This window comes from Acinetobacter sp. A47 (genome assembly GCF_000805455.1).
In the GTDB taxonomy this organism is placed as follows: Bacteria; Pseudomonadota; Gammaproteobacteria; order Pseudomonadales; family Moraxellaceae; genus Acinetobacter.
In genome coordinates this window covers 457,441-476,245 of sequence record NZ_JSUS01000001.1, presented here as the reverse complement: position 1 = coordinate 476,245, position 18,805 = coordinate 457,441, and the positions used below count along the sequence as shown (strand labels likewise).

At 44.2% G+C, this 18,805-nt stretch carries 19 protein-coding genes; 6 read left to right on the top strand and 13 right to left on the bottom strand.

The genetic code is table 11. The annotated features are described in order from the left end of the window. Nucleotides 1-62: 62 nt before the first annotated feature. Nucleotides 63-1,118, bottom strand: a complete 1,056-nt coding sequence (locus tag OC23_RS02245) for a Rieske 2Fe-2S domain-containing protein (protein ID WP_038342449.1) — start codon at nt 1,116-1,118, stop codon at nt 63-65. A 162-nt stretch (nt 1,119-1,280) separates the two neighbouring features. On the opposite strand from OC23_RS02245, the gene OC23_RS02240 reads away from it, so the two are divergent. Together OC23_RS02240 and puuE are read left to right on the top strand one after the other, a co-directional pair. Continuing rightward, complete coding sequence (locus tag OC23_RS02240; protein ID WP_038342606.1) at nt 1,281-2,213, top strand: LysR family transcriptional regulator; 933 nt, start codon at nt 1,281-1,283, stop codon at nt 2,211-2,213. Nucleotides 2,214-2,341: 128 nt separating this feature from the next. Next, the gene (gene puuE, locus OC23_RS02235) at nt 2,342-3,289 is read left to right on the top strand and encodes an allantoinase PuuE (protein ID WP_038342447.1); all 948 of its coding nucleotides are present in this window, start codon (nt 2,342-2,344) and stop codon (nt 3,287-3,289) included. Nucleotides 3,290-3,427: 138 nt separating this feature from the next. On the opposite strand, the gene OC23_RS02230 is transcribed toward puuE, so the two are convergent. The 3 genes from OC23_RS02230 to alc all read right to left on the bottom strand — a co-directional run bounded on the left by OC23_RS02230 (nt 3,428) and on the right by alc (nt 6,084). Beyond that, nucleotides 3,428-4,198 (bottom strand): hypothetical protein, encoded by a 771-nt coding sequence (locus tag OC23_RS02230; protein ID WP_038342446.1) that lies wholly within the window; start codon nt 4,196-4,198, stop codon nt 3,428-3,430. A 148-nt stretch (nt 4,199-4,346) separates the two neighbouring features. Further along, complete coding sequence (locus tag OC23_RS02225; RefSeq protein WP_038342444.1) at nt 4,347-4,880, bottom strand: ureidoglycolate lyase; 534 nt, start codon at nt 4,878-4,880, stop codon at nt 4,347-4,349. A 199-nt stretch (nt 4,881-5,079) separates the two neighbouring features. Further along, nucleotides 5,080-6,084 carry an allantoicase gene (gene alc, locus OC23_RS02220; RefSeq protein ID WP_038342442.1) on the bottom strand — a complete coding sequence of 335 codons (1,005 nt, stop codon included), beginning with the start codon at nt 6,082-6,084 and terminating at the stop codon, nt 5,080-5,082. A 161-nt stretch (nt 6,085-6,245) separates the two neighbouring features. On the opposite strand from alc, the gene OC23_RS02215 reads away from it, so the two are divergent. Continuing rightward, nucleotides 6,246-6,959: a FadR/GntR family transcriptional regulator gene (locus tag OC23_RS02215; RefSeq protein ID WP_038342441.1), complete on the top strand. Its 714-nt coding sequence runs from the start codon at nt 6,246-6,248 to the stop codon at nt 6,957-6,959. A gap of 263 nt (nt 6,960-7,222) precedes the next feature. Then, on the top strand, nt 7,223-8,380 hold the full coding sequence (hpxO, locus tag OC23_RS02210) for an FAD-dependent urate hydroxylase HpxO (protein WP_038342439.1): 1,158 nt from the start codon (nt 7,223-7,225) through the stop codon (nt 8,378-8,380). Between the two features lie 120 nt (nt 8,381-8,500). On the opposite strand, the gene OC23_RS02205 is transcribed toward hpxO, so the two are convergent. The 7 genes from OC23_RS02205 to OC23_RS02175 form a co-directional block, all read right to left on the bottom strand. Further along, nucleotides 8,501-9,874 (bottom strand): nucleobase:cation symporter-2 family protein, encoded by a 1,374-nt coding sequence (locus tag OC23_RS02205; RefSeq protein WP_038342437.1) that lies wholly within the window; start codon nt 9,872-9,874, stop codon nt 8,501-8,503. 49 nt (nt 9,875-9,923) lie between these two features. After that, nucleotides 9,924-10,259 carry a hydroxyisourate hydrolase gene (gene uraH, locus OC23_RS02200; protein ID WP_038342434.1) on the bottom strand — a complete coding sequence of 112 codons (336 nt, stop codon included), beginning with the start codon at nt 10,257-10,259 and terminating at the stop codon, nt 9,924-9,926. After that, complete coding sequence (gene uraD / locus OC23_RS02195) at nt 10,259-10,759, bottom strand: 2-oxo-4-hydroxy-4-carboxy-5-ureidoimidazoline decarboxylase (protein ID WP_038342433.1); 501 nt, start codon at nt 10,757-10,759, stop codon at nt 10,259-10,261. The genes uraH and uraD overlap by 1 nt, the downstream gene beginning before the upstream one ends. Before the next feature lie 203 nt (nt 10,760-10,962). Continuing rightward, nucleotides 10,963-11,442, bottom strand: coding sequence for a MarR family winged helix-turn-helix transcriptional regulator (locus OC23_RS02190; RefSeq protein ID WP_052209130.1), 480 nt, complete (start codon nt 11,440-11,442; stop codon nt 10,963-10,965). After that, on the bottom strand, nt 11,420-12,919 hold the full coding sequence (locus OC23_RS02185; protein ID WP_038342432.1) for a UbiD family decarboxylase: 1,500 nt from the start codon (nt 12,917-12,919) through the stop codon (nt 11,420-11,422). Before OC23_RS02185 ends, OC23_RS02190 begins: the two co-directional genes overlap by 23 nt. Further along, the gene (locus OC23_RS02180; RefSeq protein WP_038342429.1) at nt 12,916-13,515 is read right to left on the bottom strand and encodes a UbiX family flavin prenyltransferase; all 600 of its coding nucleotides are present in this window, start codon (nt 13,513-13,515) and stop codon (nt 12,916-12,918) included. Before OC23_RS02180 ends, OC23_RS02185 begins: the two co-directional genes overlap by 4 nt. A 404-nt stretch (nt 13,516-13,919) precedes the next feature. Then, nucleotides 13,920-14,822 (bottom strand): LysR family transcriptional regulator, encoded by a 903-nt coding sequence (locus OC23_RS02175; protein ID WP_038342428.1) that lies wholly within the window; start codon nt 14,820-14,822, stop codon nt 13,920-13,922. 110 nt (nt 14,823-14,932) lie between these two features. Between OC23_RS02175 and OC23_RS02170 the strand changes: the two genes are divergently transcribed. Together OC23_RS02170 and OC23_RS02165 are read left to right on the top strand one after the other, a co-directional pair. Further along, entirely contained in the window at nt 14,933-15,856 is a 924-nt protein-coding gene (locus tag OC23_RS02170) for an alpha/beta hydrolase (protein WP_171194736.1), read from the top strand. Between the two features lie 375 nt (nt 15,857-16,231). After that, nucleotides 16,232-16,912, top strand: a complete 681-nt coding sequence (locus tag OC23_RS02165) for a hypothetical protein (protein WP_038342426.1) — start codon at nt 16,232-16,234, stop codon at nt 16,910-16,912. A 208-nt stretch (nt 16,913-17,120) separates the two neighbouring features. On the opposite strand, the gene OC23_RS19115 is transcribed toward OC23_RS02165, so the two are convergent. Together OC23_RS19115 and OC23_RS02155 are read right to left on the bottom strand one after the other, a co-directional pair. Beyond that, on the bottom strand, nt 17,121-17,285 hold the full coding sequence (locus OC23_RS19115; RefSeq protein ID WP_161792250.1) for a hypothetical protein: 165 nt from the start codon (nt 17,283-17,285) through the stop codon (nt 17,121-17,123). 820 nt (nt 17,286-18,105) lie between these two features. Further along, nucleotides 18,106-18,804, bottom strand: coding sequence for a response regulator transcription factor (locus tag OC23_RS02155; RefSeq protein ID WP_038342421.1), 699 nt, complete (start codon nt 18,802-18,804; stop codon nt 18,106-18,108). Nucleotide 18,805 lies beyond the last annotated feature (1 nt).

Below are 18,805 nucleotides of genomic sequence, written 5' to 3'. Positions count from 1 at the left end.
AATATACATTGTGCGGAAATGGCTTAAGCACGGGTCTTTTCCCTCTAAACCGGTGCTGGACTTTAAACGGTATAGCGCTTGCTGAGACCCCACTCTGCCAGAATACGGCGATACATGGCTGAAGAACGATCTGCCTCAAAATGTGCTTCCATACTTATATCCAGAGGCAATTCCTCCGGTTTTTGAGACTCGACCATCTCTTGGTCCTCTGCAAAAATCTGGGCATTAAAATCATAGACCGCCTGTAGATCACCGGTTGTATCAAAGTTACGGGTTAGCGGTACAAACAGCCGGGTTTTATTGTGCGATACCGGACAGCAAGCATTGAGGATCTTTAAAATGCCCTGTTCGGGAAAGTGAACGGTCAGCACTGCCGAGAATGGCGGATATACATCAAAAATCCGATGCCATAAAAAATCATCAGGTGCCAGATGCTGCATGCCGTGCGGATAATTGCTGACCTGACTGGTGTAATGTGTATGCAAGCCGTACTCGGTACGTGCCGTTGTGTATTTCGGCACCACCGGATTGTCCCGGTCTGCAAAAGCCTGATGATGGACCCAGGCAAAATGGGCAACATCAATAAAACCTTCCAGTTGTCGGCCACTGGAGCCAGCAATGTCGACATAAGGCGGTAAAATGGCCTGATGTCCATCACTCTGCCAAGTGTCAAGTACCGGAAAATTAGCCAAACTTTGATCGCGTCCGCAAAGGCTGGTCCAGACCAGACCACATTTTAAAACCACAGGGAATTTGGTCAGAGAAAAACGTTCAGAAATTTGAGTCAAGTCAGGCTGGGCCGGGATTCTGGTACATTGGCCTGCTTCATTAAAATGCAGTCCATGATAAGGACAAATCAGCTGATCTCCCTCAACCCAGCCCTTACTCAGAGGTACACCACGATGTGGGCAAATATCCCGAACCAGATGAATCTGTCCTGCTTCGGTCTTGTACAGTGCCAGGTTCATATCCAGCAAGGTGACTTGCTGTGGCGTGCTGGTAATGTCTTCAATACGTGCAACCGGATACCAGTGCTGGGCAAGAATCTGCCAGTCCTGCTCATCAAACTGGCTATGACATGGTTTATGGGGAAGGCTAATGAAAGGAATCGCATTCATAGTGGCTGCTCATTTTTAGGGTTCTGCTTGTTATGGGCAGTGTGAAATAGAAGCTTGTTGTCGTCTATTAGAATGAATTACATGCATCATTCTAAAAATTAGAACGTCCGGCATCATAATTGCTTCTGTATGGGCACTGCTCTTAACTCCAGCGAGTCTGCAATGACATTGCCATTTTCACGTTTTGCCGATTACTTTATTGCCGTTGCCCAGACAGGCAGTTTAAGAAAAGCAGCCGATCAGCTTTTTATTTCGGTATCTGCTGTACATCGGCAGATTGTTCTGGCAGAACAACAATTGGGTGTGACCCTATTTGAACGTTTGCCCAATGGACTTAAACTGACCCTGGCTGGTGAATTGCTCTATGCCGATCTACGCAACTGGCAAAAAGCGTTTCAGGTCACACAAAAACGTCTGCATGAAATTCAGGGTTTACAACGGGGCTCAATTGAATTCGGGATGATTTCTGCCCTCAGTAACAGTTTTCTCAGTACCGTGATGCAATCGGCTGTCCAGCAGTATCCGTGGATTAATTTCAATATCCGTGTACTGGACAGTGAACGTATCGCTGATCGGGTCATCAATGCTGAACTCGACTTTGGCCTGATTCTGAATCCAAAACATCAGCACCAGTTACAGGTCAGTGCTTTTGTCGAAATGCCGCTGGGCTTTGTCATTCCCTCACAACATCATCTGGCCCATAAAGAAAAAATCTACTTCTCCGATACACTGACATTTCACCATATTCTCCCTGCCGAGCCCTTGATGATTCATGACCATGTCACAGCCTTATATAAAAAGCAGGATTTTTATCCTCAACATAAAATCGAATGCAACGATATTCATATGATGATTTCATTACTCAGGCAACATCTGGGGATTGGCATCATGAGTTATCTGGATGCCTCCCCTCATATAGAAAATGGTGAGTTTGTCTTTAGAGCCATCCAGGACAAGGGACTTTATCCAGTGACGCTGGCGCTCTGTGTTGCACCAAAACGGCAACTTTCGCGAATTGCCCAGATCATGATGAATCAGATCATTACAGAAATGGAAGCACTAAAATCGCGCATGTTAAAGCACATTGATCCATAAAACTGTATTTTTGCACCAAAAATAAACACACAAGATATTGATTTAATTAAAATTAATATTTGACAATGCAAGTTTATCCAAGCTAATTTGGTGTGAAGATTCATCGGTTACATCACTTAGGCATTGCTATGGTTTTATCGGAAGACATAGGTTTCACAGCAGACTATCCAAGAGACATGATCGGTTATGCTCATCAGCCTCCCCATGCGCAATGGCCCAATCAGGCGAAAATCGCGGTTCAGTTTGTGCTGAATTATGAAGAAGGAGCGGAAAAACATATCCTGCATGGCGATGAAGGCTCGGAACAGTTCTTGTCCGAAATCAGTGGCGCTGAAAGTTATCCTGCACGGCACCTGTCGATGGACTCGATTTATGAATATGGTTCACGGGTCGGTTTCTGGCGGATTCAGCAGGAATTTGCCAAGCGTCAATTACCGCTGACCATCTTTGCCGTGGCGATGGCTTTACAACGTAATCCAGAGGTGGTCGAGGCCATCAAGGCAAATCATTATGATGTGGTCTCACATGGCTTACGCTGGATACATTATCAAAATATAGATATTGAAACCGAAAAGCAGCATATGGCAGAGGCCATGCACATCTTGAAAGATCTGTTTGGTGCAATGCCGACCGGCTGGTATACAGGCCGTGATAGCCCCAATACCCGTCAATTATTGGCGGAATATGATCAGGTACAATATGACAGCGATTACTATGGCGATGACCTGCCTTTTTGGACCACACTCAGCAATGCAGCGGGGCTAACCCGGCCGCATCTGGTGATTCCCTATACCCTTGATTGCAATGACATGAAGTTTGCCTCGCCTACAGGTTTTAACCGTAGTGAAGATTTTTTTGAATATTTAAAAGATGCTTTTGATGTTTTATATGCCGAAGGAACAAGCAGACCTAAAATGCTTTCTGTAGGCATGCACTGCCGGATTTTAGGACGGCCTGCCCGCTTTAAGGCGCTACAACGTTTTCTGGATTATGTGCAAAATCATGATCGGGTCTGGATTTGTACCCGTCAGCAGATCGCAGAGCACTGGTATAGGCATCATCCCTATCAGGGATAAACGATCTTGGCAAACTGTTGATATTATAATCATCTTAATGGCATAGCTCCCATATCCGGGAAAGCTGGCAAAAGCATGCTAGACAGCGACCAGTGCTTCCTGTCTGTCATTGAATAATCATCGATTGACTGCTCTCGTTTATGATCCTTTTCGCGATCTTTTTCTGGCGCTTTTATGAACTACTTTGGGGGGCATAATAATTTTGCCCGTACCGAACCCCCGAAAAAAATAGTTAACAAGATAAATGATTAAAAAACCGAAATAAAAAAACGGGAATATCGTGATTATACTTATACAGGCTTCCCAAAAAATTACGCCAAGCCGGTAATTATAACTGAACTGGATAAGCGCGCCTTTACGGCTACCATCCTGCAAGGAAATTTCATCAAAAATAAAATGTAGAATGCCCATTAAAAATAATAAGAGAAATATACCTGACACTATGGTTTTTTTAATTAACGGTTTCTCAAGCCATGGATATTTCTTTGATGCCTTAAACTCGTCCTGAAAAAATTTGCTATAAATTTTTTCCTGAAACGCCTTGCCTACTCCGGTTCTCTGAATAAATAAGAAGCTTAAATAACCGCCTATAACAGAGGTGATAATCGTATAATAAATGCTTGAAAGAATAGTAAAAAATGGCAACGGCCCTTTGCTTCCCACCGTTATTAACATCTGCTCGCTAATATACCGATAAATCTCATACTGCCACTGATTACGAGGATAGGCTGGAAATAAAAAGATAGGTAAAACAAATACAATCATCAAACAAGCAATGACTGCTATCGCTTTTCTTTTTGCTTTAGCTTGTTGTTCAAGCACCAAACGTTTGTGCTGTTGTTTCTGCTGTTTCTTTTGCTTTGCAGGCTGTTCAGGCAAATCGCTTGTGCCATAAGGTTTTCTGGACATAGAAAATCAGTATTTGTTGTTTTATCTAAAAAATCTGAATGAAAAAAATAATCATGTCAGGCATCTATCCTGCTGACCAGGCATTCTAAATTAAAATGCATAGGCTTCCAATAGATGAAGTTTTATCTTGTTTTTATCCGTTCTACCATCAGAGAGGCTCAACCTGTGGCGCTAAAGTTGCCGTGATCCGGTACGGTTGAGATAAATGATAGACATCACAATTAGCACCACCGCCAATCCGGTCTACCACCAGAAAATCGCTATGTGCTTCCAAAGTAATTAAAGGATGATGCCATACCCCTTGATGGTAGGTAATTCCCTGCTGCCCATTACTGATAAAAGCTTGAAGCTGCTGCTCATCGGGTCGTGTTGGGTCAAATGGCAGTGCCACAACAATAATAAACTGCTGTTGCTGTAATGGAATAAAAGACTGTGAACCATAGGGATGCCGTTCCAGCATCTCGACCTGAAATGGAACTGTTGTTGCAAACAGGTTATGAAAAATACTCATGCCAACGGCAGCCTGCTCTCCTGACAGCTGTGCGAGTGAAAGCGCATGATAGCGTTCAGTCAGACCCTGATTAATCGGAATAAAGTCTTTACCCCTCTTTTCGATCACCTCACCAAAAGGGGCAAAGCTGTCTTGAGTTAAAGGGCGGATTTCAATATCTTGTTCATGCATAGACATTCTCTTTCATCCAAAGAAATACTTGCTCAAATTTCACTTGTCTCAATGAAAAACCTCGCAATATTGCACGAGCACAGTTGGCGGCATGGACACCGCCGGTTTCTGTGATAGCAGCAATGTACCCTTATAAAAATCAGCTTATACACGGCCAGTTTATAAGGTGTTACCAGTGTACCCAATCAACTCATTTATCTTAGTCAACGACTTTCCCCCATAAACGGATCCGGCTTATCCCGCCATCCGGAATCATATTGACGCGGATATAGTTTACTTTTTGATGTTGCAGCACTTCTTCCACATATTCATGTATACAGTCCATGGTCAAAGGCTGCTGTTGTAATAAAAAAGGCCAGAACATACTCTGCGGAATCAGTTGTGCGTCGCTTGCATGATCAACATAAGCGGCCTGAATCGAACAAAATGCCGGAAAATTCCCTTTAAAATAGGCTGTATCCACTTCAATTTTTTCAACCTGCCCGGGTTGTCCCAACGCAATCATGCACCAGTCAAAACCGGGGGCACGGCGACGTTTGGTCTCCCAGCCATCACCCATATTTAAGCCACGATCCGGACTGATCAGATTGTTGGGATGCCCAAAATGTGCATCGCTAAAGGCAACAATGCGCCCGCCATTTTTCAGCCCGATCAGGTCTATCTGCCGGGTTGTATCGACATTTTCAACCACTACACGGCCATATACCCTTAAACGGGCAATGCCTCCGTCCGGAAAGATATTGATACGGATATGGGTCACTTGCTGTGCAGCGCAGTCAAAAAAATGATGCTGATCAGGGGACAAGGGCGAGTTGTCCAATAAAACCGTCCAGGTGATACCTTCCAATTGATTATCTGGCGCGTAACAGCCCTCAATGGAAGCAGAGGCGGGATAATTACCGGTAAAGAATGAGGTATCAATATCAAATCCAGAGACAACTCCTGTCGCACCTAAACGCACAATACACCAGTCATAACCGGCCTCACGTTTACGGCGGGTTTCCCAGCCATCCATCCACTTACCATTATCATCATATTTTCCCTCAATGAACCGGGCAGGTGCGCTTTGCAACATTCTTGCAGCTTCTGCAAAAAACTCATCGGAACAACTCACGATACCTGCACCAATTCTGGCATCGGCAAGATTGGTGAACGCCTGCAAATGGGCGGGTAAGGCTACAGTCTGGGCAATATGCACTGTCATTGGTCAATCCTGAATATTTCATTTGCTTGCAAGCATGCAAAATCCAGTCCAACTGGTCTGACCTGTTGCCCAAAACCCGTCTATTTTTTAATTGCGGGTGTCACTACAAACTAAAATTTTGTGTAGAATCAAACCAGCATTTTAACAACAGGATGTGGCGTATGGCTCCACAAACGATGCTCGGTGCAAAATCATTTCAGGTCACTGAGCAGGCGGTGGAAGTGATTCATCAACGCATTCAGCAAGGAACATATCCGCTCGGTTCTGCCTTGCCCTCACAACGTGATCTTGCCCTTCAATTGGGTATCAGCCGTGCTTCGCTACGAGAAGCCCTCACCCGCCTTGCTGCATTAGGCTTACTGGAAATCAAGGCGGGTAAAGGGGTCTATGTCATTTCACAGCACAGTCAGGCCGCCGAACAATGGGACGGTGAACACCGTATTTCGCTCAAGGATTTTTATCAATTACGCTATGTACTGGAAGGTTTTTGTGCGCTGCTGGCCTGCGAATATTTAACTGAGCATGATCAATCGGCCTTACAGCAACATTACCAGTCACTGGCCGCTGCAATTCAGGCACAAAACTGGCAGGCAGCCGCTGAGGCAGATTATGCCTTTCATCAACATATTATTGAATTGAGCCATAATCAGTCGATTATTCAAACCCTTAAACAGCATAATGAATGGATTAAAAAAAGCCAGCTCCTGCCTTTTGTTCAGCCCAAACTGGCATTTAAAACCATTCAGGAACATGAACTGATACTGCAAGCCCTCTTTCATCAGGATGCAGTTGCGGCTGAAAAAGCCATGCAAGCACATATTATCGGGGCGGCGCAACGGGCGGGCGTGTACTTTTCCCGGCATCAGCATATTTAAAAAAGCCTCTTATCCAGCTTAACTCTCTCTCCCTAAAGTGGACGGCATGGACGCCAGCTGTTTTATGTCATATCAGGGCAAAGCATCGACCAGACAATGCACCACTTTGCCGCATGCTTTGAACCATCTCCATGCAGCCTTGTATTTTTTGCTTTTGAATAACGCAATCGATCTGGTATGACCAGTAAAACCAGTTCCTAAAATTGGCACACTTCTCGCTTAGAACTGTTTAGAAACTTCATTTTATATTTAGGGTCTGAACGATGAATATTGCAATTGTAGGTGCCGGTATGGGGGGATTGACTGCCGGTATCGCGTTAAAAAAATTTGGGCATCAGGTCACCATCTATGAGCAGGCAGCCGAAATTTTACCTGTTGGGGCCGCCATTTCACTCTGGTCAAATGGAGTCAAATGCCTCAACTATCTGGGTTTAACCGACCAGATTCAGGCACTCGGCGGACAGATGGAATCTTTGGCCTATGTCGATGGACTAAGCCAGCAAACCATGACCCAATTTAGTTTAACACCGTTATATAAAGAAGTTGGCCAACGCGCCTACCCCGTTGCCCGGGCCGATCTGCAGCACTTGTTAATGCAGCAATTTGGGCTGGAAGATATCAGACTGGGCATGAAAATGACGGCGATTGAAGCCCGTCCAGATGCGGTTAGCCTTCATTTTCAAGACGGTTCACACGCTACTGCCGACCTGCTGATCGGGGCAGACGGTACCCATTCCCTCACCCGACAATATGTACTGGGCTATCAGGTCGAACGTCGCTATGCCGGTTATGTCAACTGGAACGGACTGGTTGAAATTGATGAAAGCATTGCGCCGGCCATGCAATGGACCACCTATATTGGTGAAGGCAAACGAGTTTCGCTGATGCCGGTTGCACAGAAGCGTTTTTATTTCTTTTTTGATGTGCCGTTAGCAGCTGGGCTGGAAAATCACCGTGAACACTATAAGCAAGATCTCAAGCTGCATTTTAGTGGCTGGTGCGACCCCGTACAGACACTGATTGAACATATAGATGAGCACAAAACCAATCGTGTTGAAATCCATGATATTGAACCTTTTATGGACTTTTATAAAGAACGCGTAGTGTTGCTGGGTGATGCAGCGCATAGCACCACCCCCGATATTGGACAAGGTGGCTGCCAGGCCATGGAAGATGCGATATATCTTGCCCGTGCCTTGCAAATCAATACCTTTGGTCTGGAAGATGCTTTGGCACGTTATCAAAACAAACGTAATGAGCGGACACGAGAAATGGTGTTAAGAGCACGCAAACGTTGCGATGTGACCCATATGAAAGACCCGCAGGTAACCCAAGAATGGTATCAGTCACTCTATCAGGAGCAAGGCTCACATATCATGCAAGGCATTATCAGTAATATTATCGGTAATCCACTGGATTAAGTCTTTGCGTTTTTAACTCCCCCCTGTATAGGGGGCTTTTTTTTCAAGATTAAAAAAGCCACTTTTAATGCGCTACAGGTTGGGATTCAGTTTGTATATTCAGCCCTGAATCCGTGATGATCAATGCCCTGAATTTAAAGGCAGACGTGCCACTTGCACTGTTTTTTTAGTGAACGGTAAATGGTTAAAAAGAATATTGAGTAAAATGGCAGTCATACAGGCTGAACTGATGCCTGAGTGCAACAAGGTTTTTACCCAGGTTGGAAATTGTGCATAGAACTCCTGATTAACAATCGGAATCATGCCGATAGCCAGTGAAGTGGCTACGATCAACAGGTTTTTATGATCGTTATAATCTACTTTGGCCAAGGTTCGTATACCACTGGCGGCCACTGTACCAAATAACACGATGCCTGCCCCACCCAGAACCGGCATTGGAATCGAAGCCACCAGACGCCCCATGACTGGTAACAAACCCAGAATAATCAAGATACCGCCCGCCGTCGCCACCACAAAACGGCTTTTAATGCCGGTAATGGCAACCAGTCCGACATTTTGGGCAAAAGCTGTTTGCATGAATGAGCCAAACACTGGAGAAATGGCACTCGATAACATATCGGCACGTAAACCATTGCCAATACGTTTTGCATCAACCTGGCTCCCCACAATTTCACCAATCGCAATAATATCGGCGGTGGTTTCAGTCATGATCACCAAGGTCACAATGGTCATCGACAAAATGGCAGAAAACTCAAATACCGGAACACCAAAATGGAAGAAACTTGGAAATGCGACAACAGCTCCGGCACTGACCGTTGAAAAATCCGTAAACCCAGCAACATATGCCAGCCCCGTACCGATGACAATTGCAGCCAGAATTGCGAGCCGGCGTAGCATCTGGCTGCGTAACATGCTGAAGATAATCACGATCGCCAGCGTCATCACCGCCAGACCGACATTGGCCGGATCGCCCCAGTTTTCAGCTTTGGGATTACCGCCCATCATCCAGCGGATTGCCACAGGCAATAGCGAAATACCGATCATGGTAATCACACAGCCCGTCACCACCGGAGGAAAGAAGCGGATAATTTTGGCAAAGAATGGCGTCAGCAATAAACCAACGAGCGAAGCCACAATCACCGCACCAAAGGCAGAAGCCAGCCCGCCACCGGTGCTGACAATGGCCAGAATGGTAGCCACACCGGCAAAAGATACACCTTGCACAATCGGTAACTGTGCACCAACATGCTTGAAACCGATGGTTTGTATAATAGTGGCCAGCCCGCCGACAAATAAGGCCGCAGCCACCAATAATCCAGTCTCTGAAGCTTCCAGCCCTGCCGCTGCTCCAATAATCAATGGTGGTGCAATAATTCCACCATACATCGTCAACACATGCTGTAAACCATACAACATGTTTTTCTTCATGCCCAAATATTGATGTTCCGCCGGAAGCTGTGCATCTCGTTCTGGGTGGGTATTGTTTTGCTGCATGGTTAATTCCTCAAATCAGATTCATAAAGCCCACATTGCTTGCATTGATTTAGCTACCGCGGTAGGTTGAATAGGAAAAAGGGCTGATCAATAACGGGACGTGATAATGCTGTTGCGTATCGGCCACCTTAAAATTGATACAGACACTTGGGTAGAAGCTGGCTGTATTTAAAGCCTGAAAATAATCCCCCACTTCAAAAACCAATTGATAGCTGGCCTGAATCAATGTTTCGGTCTTGAAAGCAGAAATACGACCATCTGCATCGGTAAACTGTTCATCCAGCAAAATATATTGATGGTTGACTGCTTGATAGAGTTTCACCAGTACCTGAGCAGCTGGCTGTCCCAGTGATGCATTTAAAATATGTGTGCTAATGCCTGCCATTATTGAATCTCCTGTTTTAAACGAATCAAGGCAATTTCAGCCAGCTGCTGTTTTACTTCGGCCTGCTCCTGTTCAGCCGTATTGAGTAAGCGACGTTGCAACTCGGACAAGATCTGCTGACCGGAACGACCCGCCGCACGAATCAGAAAAATATGCCCGAATTTGTGCTCGTAATCTAAATTGCCCTGATATAGCGCCAGTTGCACAACCGCACCGGTTTCAACCCCGGCTTGTTCGTGTTGTGAAAATTGCTGTTCTTTTTCAGACAAGGCCGTTGCCGCCTTTTTCTCACCAATGCGTGGATGCTGTGCCAGCGCTGTAGCAATTTCAGGCCATTGCCAGCTGTGGGCCTGTGCGGCGGCTGCTCGATAAAGCTGTTGCGTAGAGCAATAAGGACGCTGCGCCAGCAGTTCAGAAATCCAGGCCGGCATATGCACACAGGCCTGCAAAAGCTGGCTGGCCTCACCTGAATCTAGCTGATTGAATATCTCGAGTTGCATACACGCTCCAATTTAAGGCATTGTCTGACTGGTCTGACCAGATGGCTTAAATGAAGCAATGAATATGCCAGTTTAACCACGCTCCTTATTTTTATTGTTGAGTCTATTTTGATTTATACGCATAAAAATAAAGCCATCTATCCTGAGCAAGATATATGGCTTGATCTACATTGAGCTGTCAGTGCTCTGGCAGCCCTCAAGGCTTATTTGTCATCCTGAATATCGCTTGATTGCATCATGGTCTGTAAAAGGCGCTTGAGTAAAGGCCGCTCCGCTTCATCAATGCTGTCTAGCAGTTGCCGGTCAAACTCTGTAACAAGCTGCCAGACCTGCACAAATATTTCGCGGGAATCATCTGTGACCGTCAAAAACAAGGCACGCTTATCCTCTGGCGCAGGAAAACGTTTGACCCAGCCCCTGTGAACAAGCTGGTTAATGGTACGTCCTAATGCTGTGCGATCCGTCTGCGAATGCGCGATCAATTCACTCATCGCTACATCGCCCTTGAAGCTATAGAGAATGCGTAGTGCACGCCACTCATGCAGCGAAATACCTTTTTGACCAAGTAATGAACTGAGGCGTTTCTCGCGATAACGCACCAGTTCGGTCATGAGATACAGGGCATCCTGGGGTAAACCCAGCCCCTCATCCAGTTGATGTTTAAGATCCTGATGAATAGCCATAACGCGTCCAGTTTTCCAGTACTTTATTCCGTATGTGTTCGGGATAGGAATGTTGAAACGAAGCTGTCCCTGCCCTTTCCCGGCCTTTAAACTGCTCAGGGAACAGACAGTTGATAATCACCTTTCCTCCACGTCCACGTTGTTTATCTTCACCCGTCAGATAAGGCACCATCGGAAATGATTTCAGCTCAGGAAAAGTAAAATGATCATGCTGCGGATGTGAACGTGTGGCCAAAGCCCAGACCACCTGTTGAATATCGGTAATATCGATATCATTGCTTACCAGAATCAGCTTTGGAACCAGATAACCGGGATGAGAACCAAACACTAGCTCTGCAACCCGCGCGGCAAACTCGGCGGCACAGGTATCGAGCAAGGCCAGTTTCGCCGGATCGACCGAAACAACAGCCCAACAGGTGGCAGCTTCATACGAACACCAGACAAAGTCTACAGGAAGCTGCGCCTGTTGCATAATCTCAAGCAACTGTGCCGAGATCATGGTTCCCCAAATGGTATGGTTCTCTTCTGGCGGCAATCCTGCCACACAGATAGGTAAAATAGGATTGTTTCTGAAAGTGACCGCCTTGACATGAAACACCGGATGCAGGTTGCCCTGATAATGCTGATAACCGTGATATTCCCCCATCGGGCCTTCCTGCGCCTGCTCGGTCAGGCTAATTTCACCTTCCAGCACAATCTCTGCATTGGCAGGAACCCAAAGGTCATTGGTTTGTGTCTTGACCAGAGACAGGCTTTTGCCAAGCAAGGCCCCGATATAATCCGGCTCGCTGACATAGGCAGGTAACGGCATGCCAGCGACCGCCACGGCAGCGGGTGGCGCACCCAGTACCATTGCCCAAGGGGTCGGCTTGCCTTGCTTGCTCCACATTTCCCGGATCATGCCAATGTGCTGGGTCGGGATTGCAGGGCCTGTAAGGCGCTTGCCATCCACCAGCATCAGGCGTCCAATGCCCCAACTCTTCCATTCACCATCGGGCGATTGCACCACATGGAAACCATAGGTTCCAAAATATTTTCCGCCATCTTTTTCATGCAGCAAAGGCACAGGAAAACGTTCAAGATCAACCTCATCACCAAGCCAGATATTTTCCTTGACCGGTCCGGTCAGGCAATATTCAGGTGCGACCGGCTCGGCTTTCACTGCAGCGCGAATTTTGGCAACAATGTCCTGAGGTGAGCTATGGGCAGCCAAGCCAAAATGCAGGGCCAGCCGGGCATATTCCTCACCCGCTTTGGCTGTCATGCCGGCAGGCGCTCCCAAAATACGTGCGCCCGGCATGCTGCCCCGTATATTGCAAAACAACGGCGCCGGTAACCGGTGTTCATATACTCTACGGGTAATTGCCGCCAGTTCCAGTTCCGCAGAAACCTCCTGCTGTATCTCAACCAGATCCTGACGCTTTGCCAGTTCGTTCAGAAAGGTACGAAAATCTAGTGCGCTCTCAAGTAAACTCATGATTTGCTTTCCCTGTTTTGTCTTGTTTTCTGCTTTGCCAGGCCTTCCCAGCGTTTTAAAGAAGGATCATCAATATCAAACATATCCAGTATTCTGCCCACCCCCTGGTTAATCACATCATCCAATGTATAAGGCTGGTGATAAAAGGCGGGCATGGCTGGAAAAATAATGGCGCCGGCTTTTGCAACCCCGAGCATATTTTCCAGATGAATTACGCTCAGCGGAGTTTCGCGTACCATCAATACCAGTCGCCTTCTTTCTTTCAAGGCGACATCCGCAGTTCTCATGATCAGGTTTTCGGCATATCCCATCCGGATACCTGCCAGCGTCTTCATGCTGCAAGGAGCAATCACCACACCGTCATAACGAAATGACCCGCTGGCAATAGGCGCAGACTGGTCTGCATCTGAATAGATGTAAGTGGCGATTTTTTCCAGATCTTTTAATGAATAATCTGTTTCCTGCTGCACGGTGACCTTGGCCCATTTGCTCATGACCAAATGAGTCTCGATATTTAATGCTGTCAGTTTCTCAAGCAGTCTGATTCCATAAATAACGCCCGTTGCCCCGGTAATACATACGACGATACGTTTCATATTGCCTCAAAATATATGCATGTGCACACATATTATCAGCAGCAGGCTCTGTGTCAAACAGTTATATGCATGTGCACACAATTTTTTACTTATTCACTTACATGAGCTATTTACCGGGCGTTGTCCTACGGGTCTGCACAAAACATCACGATATGCGTTAAGGAATTAGAAGCTGAAAAATCAGGTTGAATCATTGAGAACAGTAAAATGGAAACGGCTTCTGTTGATCACACGTTCAAGCAATTAGATTTAAATATTTTTATTATCAATAATTTAAAAAATACAACATGTCTATAAATCAACAAACCTGAGCCTGTTCCCCAAAAATCATCCAGCTGTGTAACCTGTACCGGATTAAAGACCCAGCCCTGATCGTCCGGATGAGCATCAATGACCGGAAACATTCATTCATGAGGATTAAAATTATCTTTTAAGGCATTGATCAGGATATTTAGTAAAGGGGCTTGCTCTCGTCTATGCGGATAATACAAATGATAAGGTTCATAACAGTGCCTCCAGTCTTGCAAGACTTCTTGCAGTTCGCCACTTTCAATATAAGGCTGCACCATATCGATCGGCAGATAAGCAATGCCTGCCCCGCTTCTCACTGCTTGCAGAATCGGGGACAAGGTTGTAAACACAATTTTAGCGTCCACATTGACACTCTGGATTTTATTTGCCTGAGTAAACTGCCATCGATAAAGCGCGCCATGTGTTGGCAACCTTAAATTTATACATTGATGTGCAATCAGGTCTTTGGGATGTTCGGGATAACCATATCTCGCCAGATACGCGCTGGTTGCAACTGTTAACATCGGTATCGGCTTACTTACCTGCAAGGCAATCATGTCTCTGGAAACCAGCCCTCCTCTGCGTAAGCCGGCATCAAAACGCTCATCGACAATATCGACCAGCCCATAATCAGATGTAATCTCTACCGAGATCTGAGGAAACTGCCGGATAATTTTTTCGACAGCTGGCCATAAAACACTTTGGATACCATACTCATCGGCACTGATCCGCAAGGTTCCCGCCGGATTTTCTTTCAAGGCCCGAACCTGATGCATACCCTGCTCGATTTCTTCTATTGCCGGTTGCACCAGATTCAATAAATACTCACCCGCTTCCGTGGGTGCTACGCTTCGTGTTGTTCTGGACAACAGCTTTATGCCAATACGGTCTTCCAGATTGCGTAAGGTTTGACTAATCGCTGATTGGGAGGTTCTGAGTCTGGCGGCTGCACGGGTAAAACTGCGCTCTTGGGCAACCACCATAAAAACATGTAAATCATTCAGGTTTTCTTTCATTATTTATAAGTATTCAATATAAATCTTATCTTATTATACCGGATTATCATAATAAATCTTACCGCTTATAGTGGTTTCATCGGCAGAGTTCCTTTTCCGGAGATACCATGATGAAAACCGTAACTTTCAAAAATAAACATATTGATATTTCTGCAACCATCCGCTACCCCAAAGATTTTGATGAAAACAAATCCTATGCCGCAATTGTATGTGCGCATCCGATTAGCAGCTGTAAAGAGCAGACTTCAGGTACAATTTACGGTGAAAAACTATCAGAAGCCGGGTTTATTACTTTGGCATTTGATGCATCTTATCAGGGCGCAAGTGGTGGAGAACCACGTTTTCTTGAAGATCCTGCAACCCGTGTAGAAGACTTCCGTTGTGCAGCCGATTATCTCAGTACGCTGGATTATGTCAATCAAGACCGTATCGGTGTATTGGGAATCTGTGGCGGTGGCGGCTATGCCGTAAATGCCGCCATGACTGAACGGCGTTTCAAAGCAGTGGCGAGTGTTGTCGGGGTAAACTATGGTCGTTTAATGCATGAAGGCGATCAGAGTGCTGATGCAGCCATTAAAACTCTGGAAGCAATTGCAGCCCAACGCACGGCCGAAGCACGGGGTGCAGATGCCTTGATCACCTCCTATATTCCCAATTCACAACAGCAACGTGAACAGTCTGGCCTTCATGATATCGATATCAGGGAAGCAGTAGATTACTATACGACCGCTCGTGGTCAGGCCACAGGTTCACCAAACAAATTACGTTTTTCCAGCCTGGCTGCTGCTGTTGGGTTTGACGCTTTTCATTTGGCCGATCATCTGCTCACCCAACCCTTACAGATCGTGATTGCAGACATTCCGGGCAGTTTTGGCTCTTATCGTGATGGCTATGAACTATTTAACAAAGCAGCGTCTAAAGAGAAAAACCTATTTATCGTGAAAGGTGCAAGCCATTATGATTTATATGATCAGCCAGGCCCGGTTGCTCAAGCTTTAGAAAAAATTATTCCATTTTTCCAAAAACATCTTTAATGCACTGACTGGAAGGTTTCACCTCTGAAGAAACCTTCCGCTTTCACCGGTTCAGAACAGCATATTTAAATTATATAGCTAAACCGGAACTGTTTTTATTTTATAACTTCGTACTGATTATATAGCCAAACTAAAATAAAAATTTATAAAAGCCGATATATTTATAACTTAAAACTATCATCACAGCACTCACCAAAGCCGGGTATAAAATTCAACCACAAATAAACCAGCTTCAATTCAATTTACATCATTAACATTAAAAACCTAAAAGCCATAATAATGAAACACAGTTAATGATTAATATCTGAATGGTTTCAGCCTATATAAAAAATGCCATCAATTCATTTCCCTATCGTCCTGACCGGAGCTAGCAAGATGATGCAAATTAAAAAACTGATCGACTCAGAACGTATACGTCTGGATCAATCCAATCTTTTAAAAACTCTGGACAATCCATCAATACCATTAAAAAACCGGCTTATATTTCTTCCCTCTATTGCTTATTTTGTCATGAGTTTTGGCGATCTGAATAAATATATCTTGCCATTTCAATCACCTAAAAACAGTTGGGAAAATATTATCAATATTCATACCGCTGAAGATGCTGAACACTGGATCTGGTTCATACAAGATTTAGAGAAACTAAACTATGCACTTCCAGAAAGTTTTACAGAAACATTAAAACAACTATGGGCAAAAGAAAATAATGAAAATCAGATTCTTTTTTTTGAATTGATTGATTTAATCCACAATCAACCCGCCAATATCCGTCTTGCTATTATTGAAGCAATAGAAGTGACCGGAAATGTCATATTTTCAAAACTCAGAGATATTACACATAATTCCGAATATCAATTAAGTTATTGTAGTGATATTCATGTTAATAAAGAAACCGGCCATACGATTGGCCAGGATGAAAACATGATTAATCAGATTACATTTACCGAAGCTGAAAGAGAAATAGCAGTTCAATCCGTCAAGCGTGTTTTTAAAGCATTCGTGCGATGGTATGAATATCTAGATAAACTTATTGTGACACAATATAACCAGGATTAACCATTAGATTACTGACTCTATCTCCAGATATTAGCCACAGTAAAACCTGAAATCATGTAACTTTAAAACCGTATAAAAGTATTTTGAGTTAAAGCGAGAAATGCCTCTTTAAAAGCCTCAAGTAAAGGGAGTAAAATGAATTACTCCCTTTAATGATGATGTATGATACTTATCAAACAAGTTCATTAAAACATAAATATTTTAATTATTAACCCCCACACCAACGATGTTTGCAAACCGTTTCTACATTCTTGTATTCAGATGACTGAGCCAGATTTTTACCCTGTGTTGCTAATGTATGATTTTGTCCGGCAATCGCAGAAGTTGATGCAATTAACATAAGCATTGCTGAAGAGAGGATAAGTTTTTTCATATAATTTCCTTAAATCACTTAATTATTTAAATCACATATCCTGCTGGATACAAAATAAAGATATTTAAAATTCTATAAAAATGCTGTTTAAAACATGTATACAGACCTGTCTGCTTAACAAAAGAAATACATTTACCCCAGCGCAGGAAAATAATAAACTTCAATCGTCCATATCCCCTTCAGTTAATCGGGATAAAAACGATAGAAAGATTTTCAGCTTATTTTACTCTACCGCTGCCTGTATCAGACAGGCAGTGGTAAAAACATTTTGATATTCGTTCAATCTGCTACTTTAACTATGCTGAATTAATAGATCAGCCCCCTCTGTTTGGCGGCAGATCTGTGACCCATATTTATGATTTACTCGCATATGGCCGTAAGTTACTACAACCAGAAGAAGCTTAACCATAATTGTAAAAGCCCTCCTTAGAGGGCTCATGCAGATTATCATTTACCTTTTATAATTGGTGTTTCAAATAAGACATTAATAAAATTTATCTTTTCTTTCAGTTTTATTAAAATATATAGCCCTAGAAAAGAGATAAATAATATTATTATTGGAAAAAGAATAGATTGATTATTCATTTTAATAAAATTTAAAGATAAAAGTAGAAAAGCCAGGTGAGACAAATAATAAACCATAGGATTAACACCAAAATGGTTTAAAAATCCATCCTTTTTATTTAAGAAGCAAGAAAAAATTAAGACAAATAGTGGAATAGAGAGTATAACAAATGGCAAATAAGTAGGATTTGTTTTATCAAGATTTAAATAAAAATTAAAATCAGCCCTGTCTACAAGTTGTACGATGCTTAAAGACTCAGCCCAAAAAACGTAAACCGACCCCTGCAATGGTATAAATATATTTGGGACTGAGGGCTGAATCGCCAATTTTTGTTCTGAGTTTTTTCACCAAGATTCTCAGATAATGGGTGTCTTCTTCATGGCTAATGCCCCATAACTCGGTCATGATCTGTTTTTGCGTCACAATCTTGCCTTGGTGACGAATCAGCAGCGCCAAGAGCTGAAATTCTTTTTTGGTCAAGGTAATTTCCTGACCTGCCAATTGCACCGTATGCTCGGCGAAATCGACCCAAAGCAAGCCATCGTTAAAGACAATATGTTGTTCTAAGTGCTGCGGTTTATTGCGGAACATGACCCGGATACGGGCACACAGTTCCTGAATACTAAAAGGTTTGGTCACATAATCATTGGCACCGGCATCCAGTAACCTGATTTTTTGATTTTCATCCGGCCGCGCAGATAAGACGATCACGGGAATATCTGACCATTGCCGTAATTCTGTCAACACCTCTTGTCCCTCCATATCGGGCAAACCCAGATCAAGAATCAGCAGATCTGCACCACGGCTCGCCAGACTTTCCAGTCCTTTCACCCCATTCTCAGCGACATGAACCGAATAACCTTGCGCCCGTAAGGCAATATCCAGAAATTTTCGAATTTGCGGCTCATCATCGATGATGAGAATAGAAGCATGCTGATTGAATGTGTGTGGCATA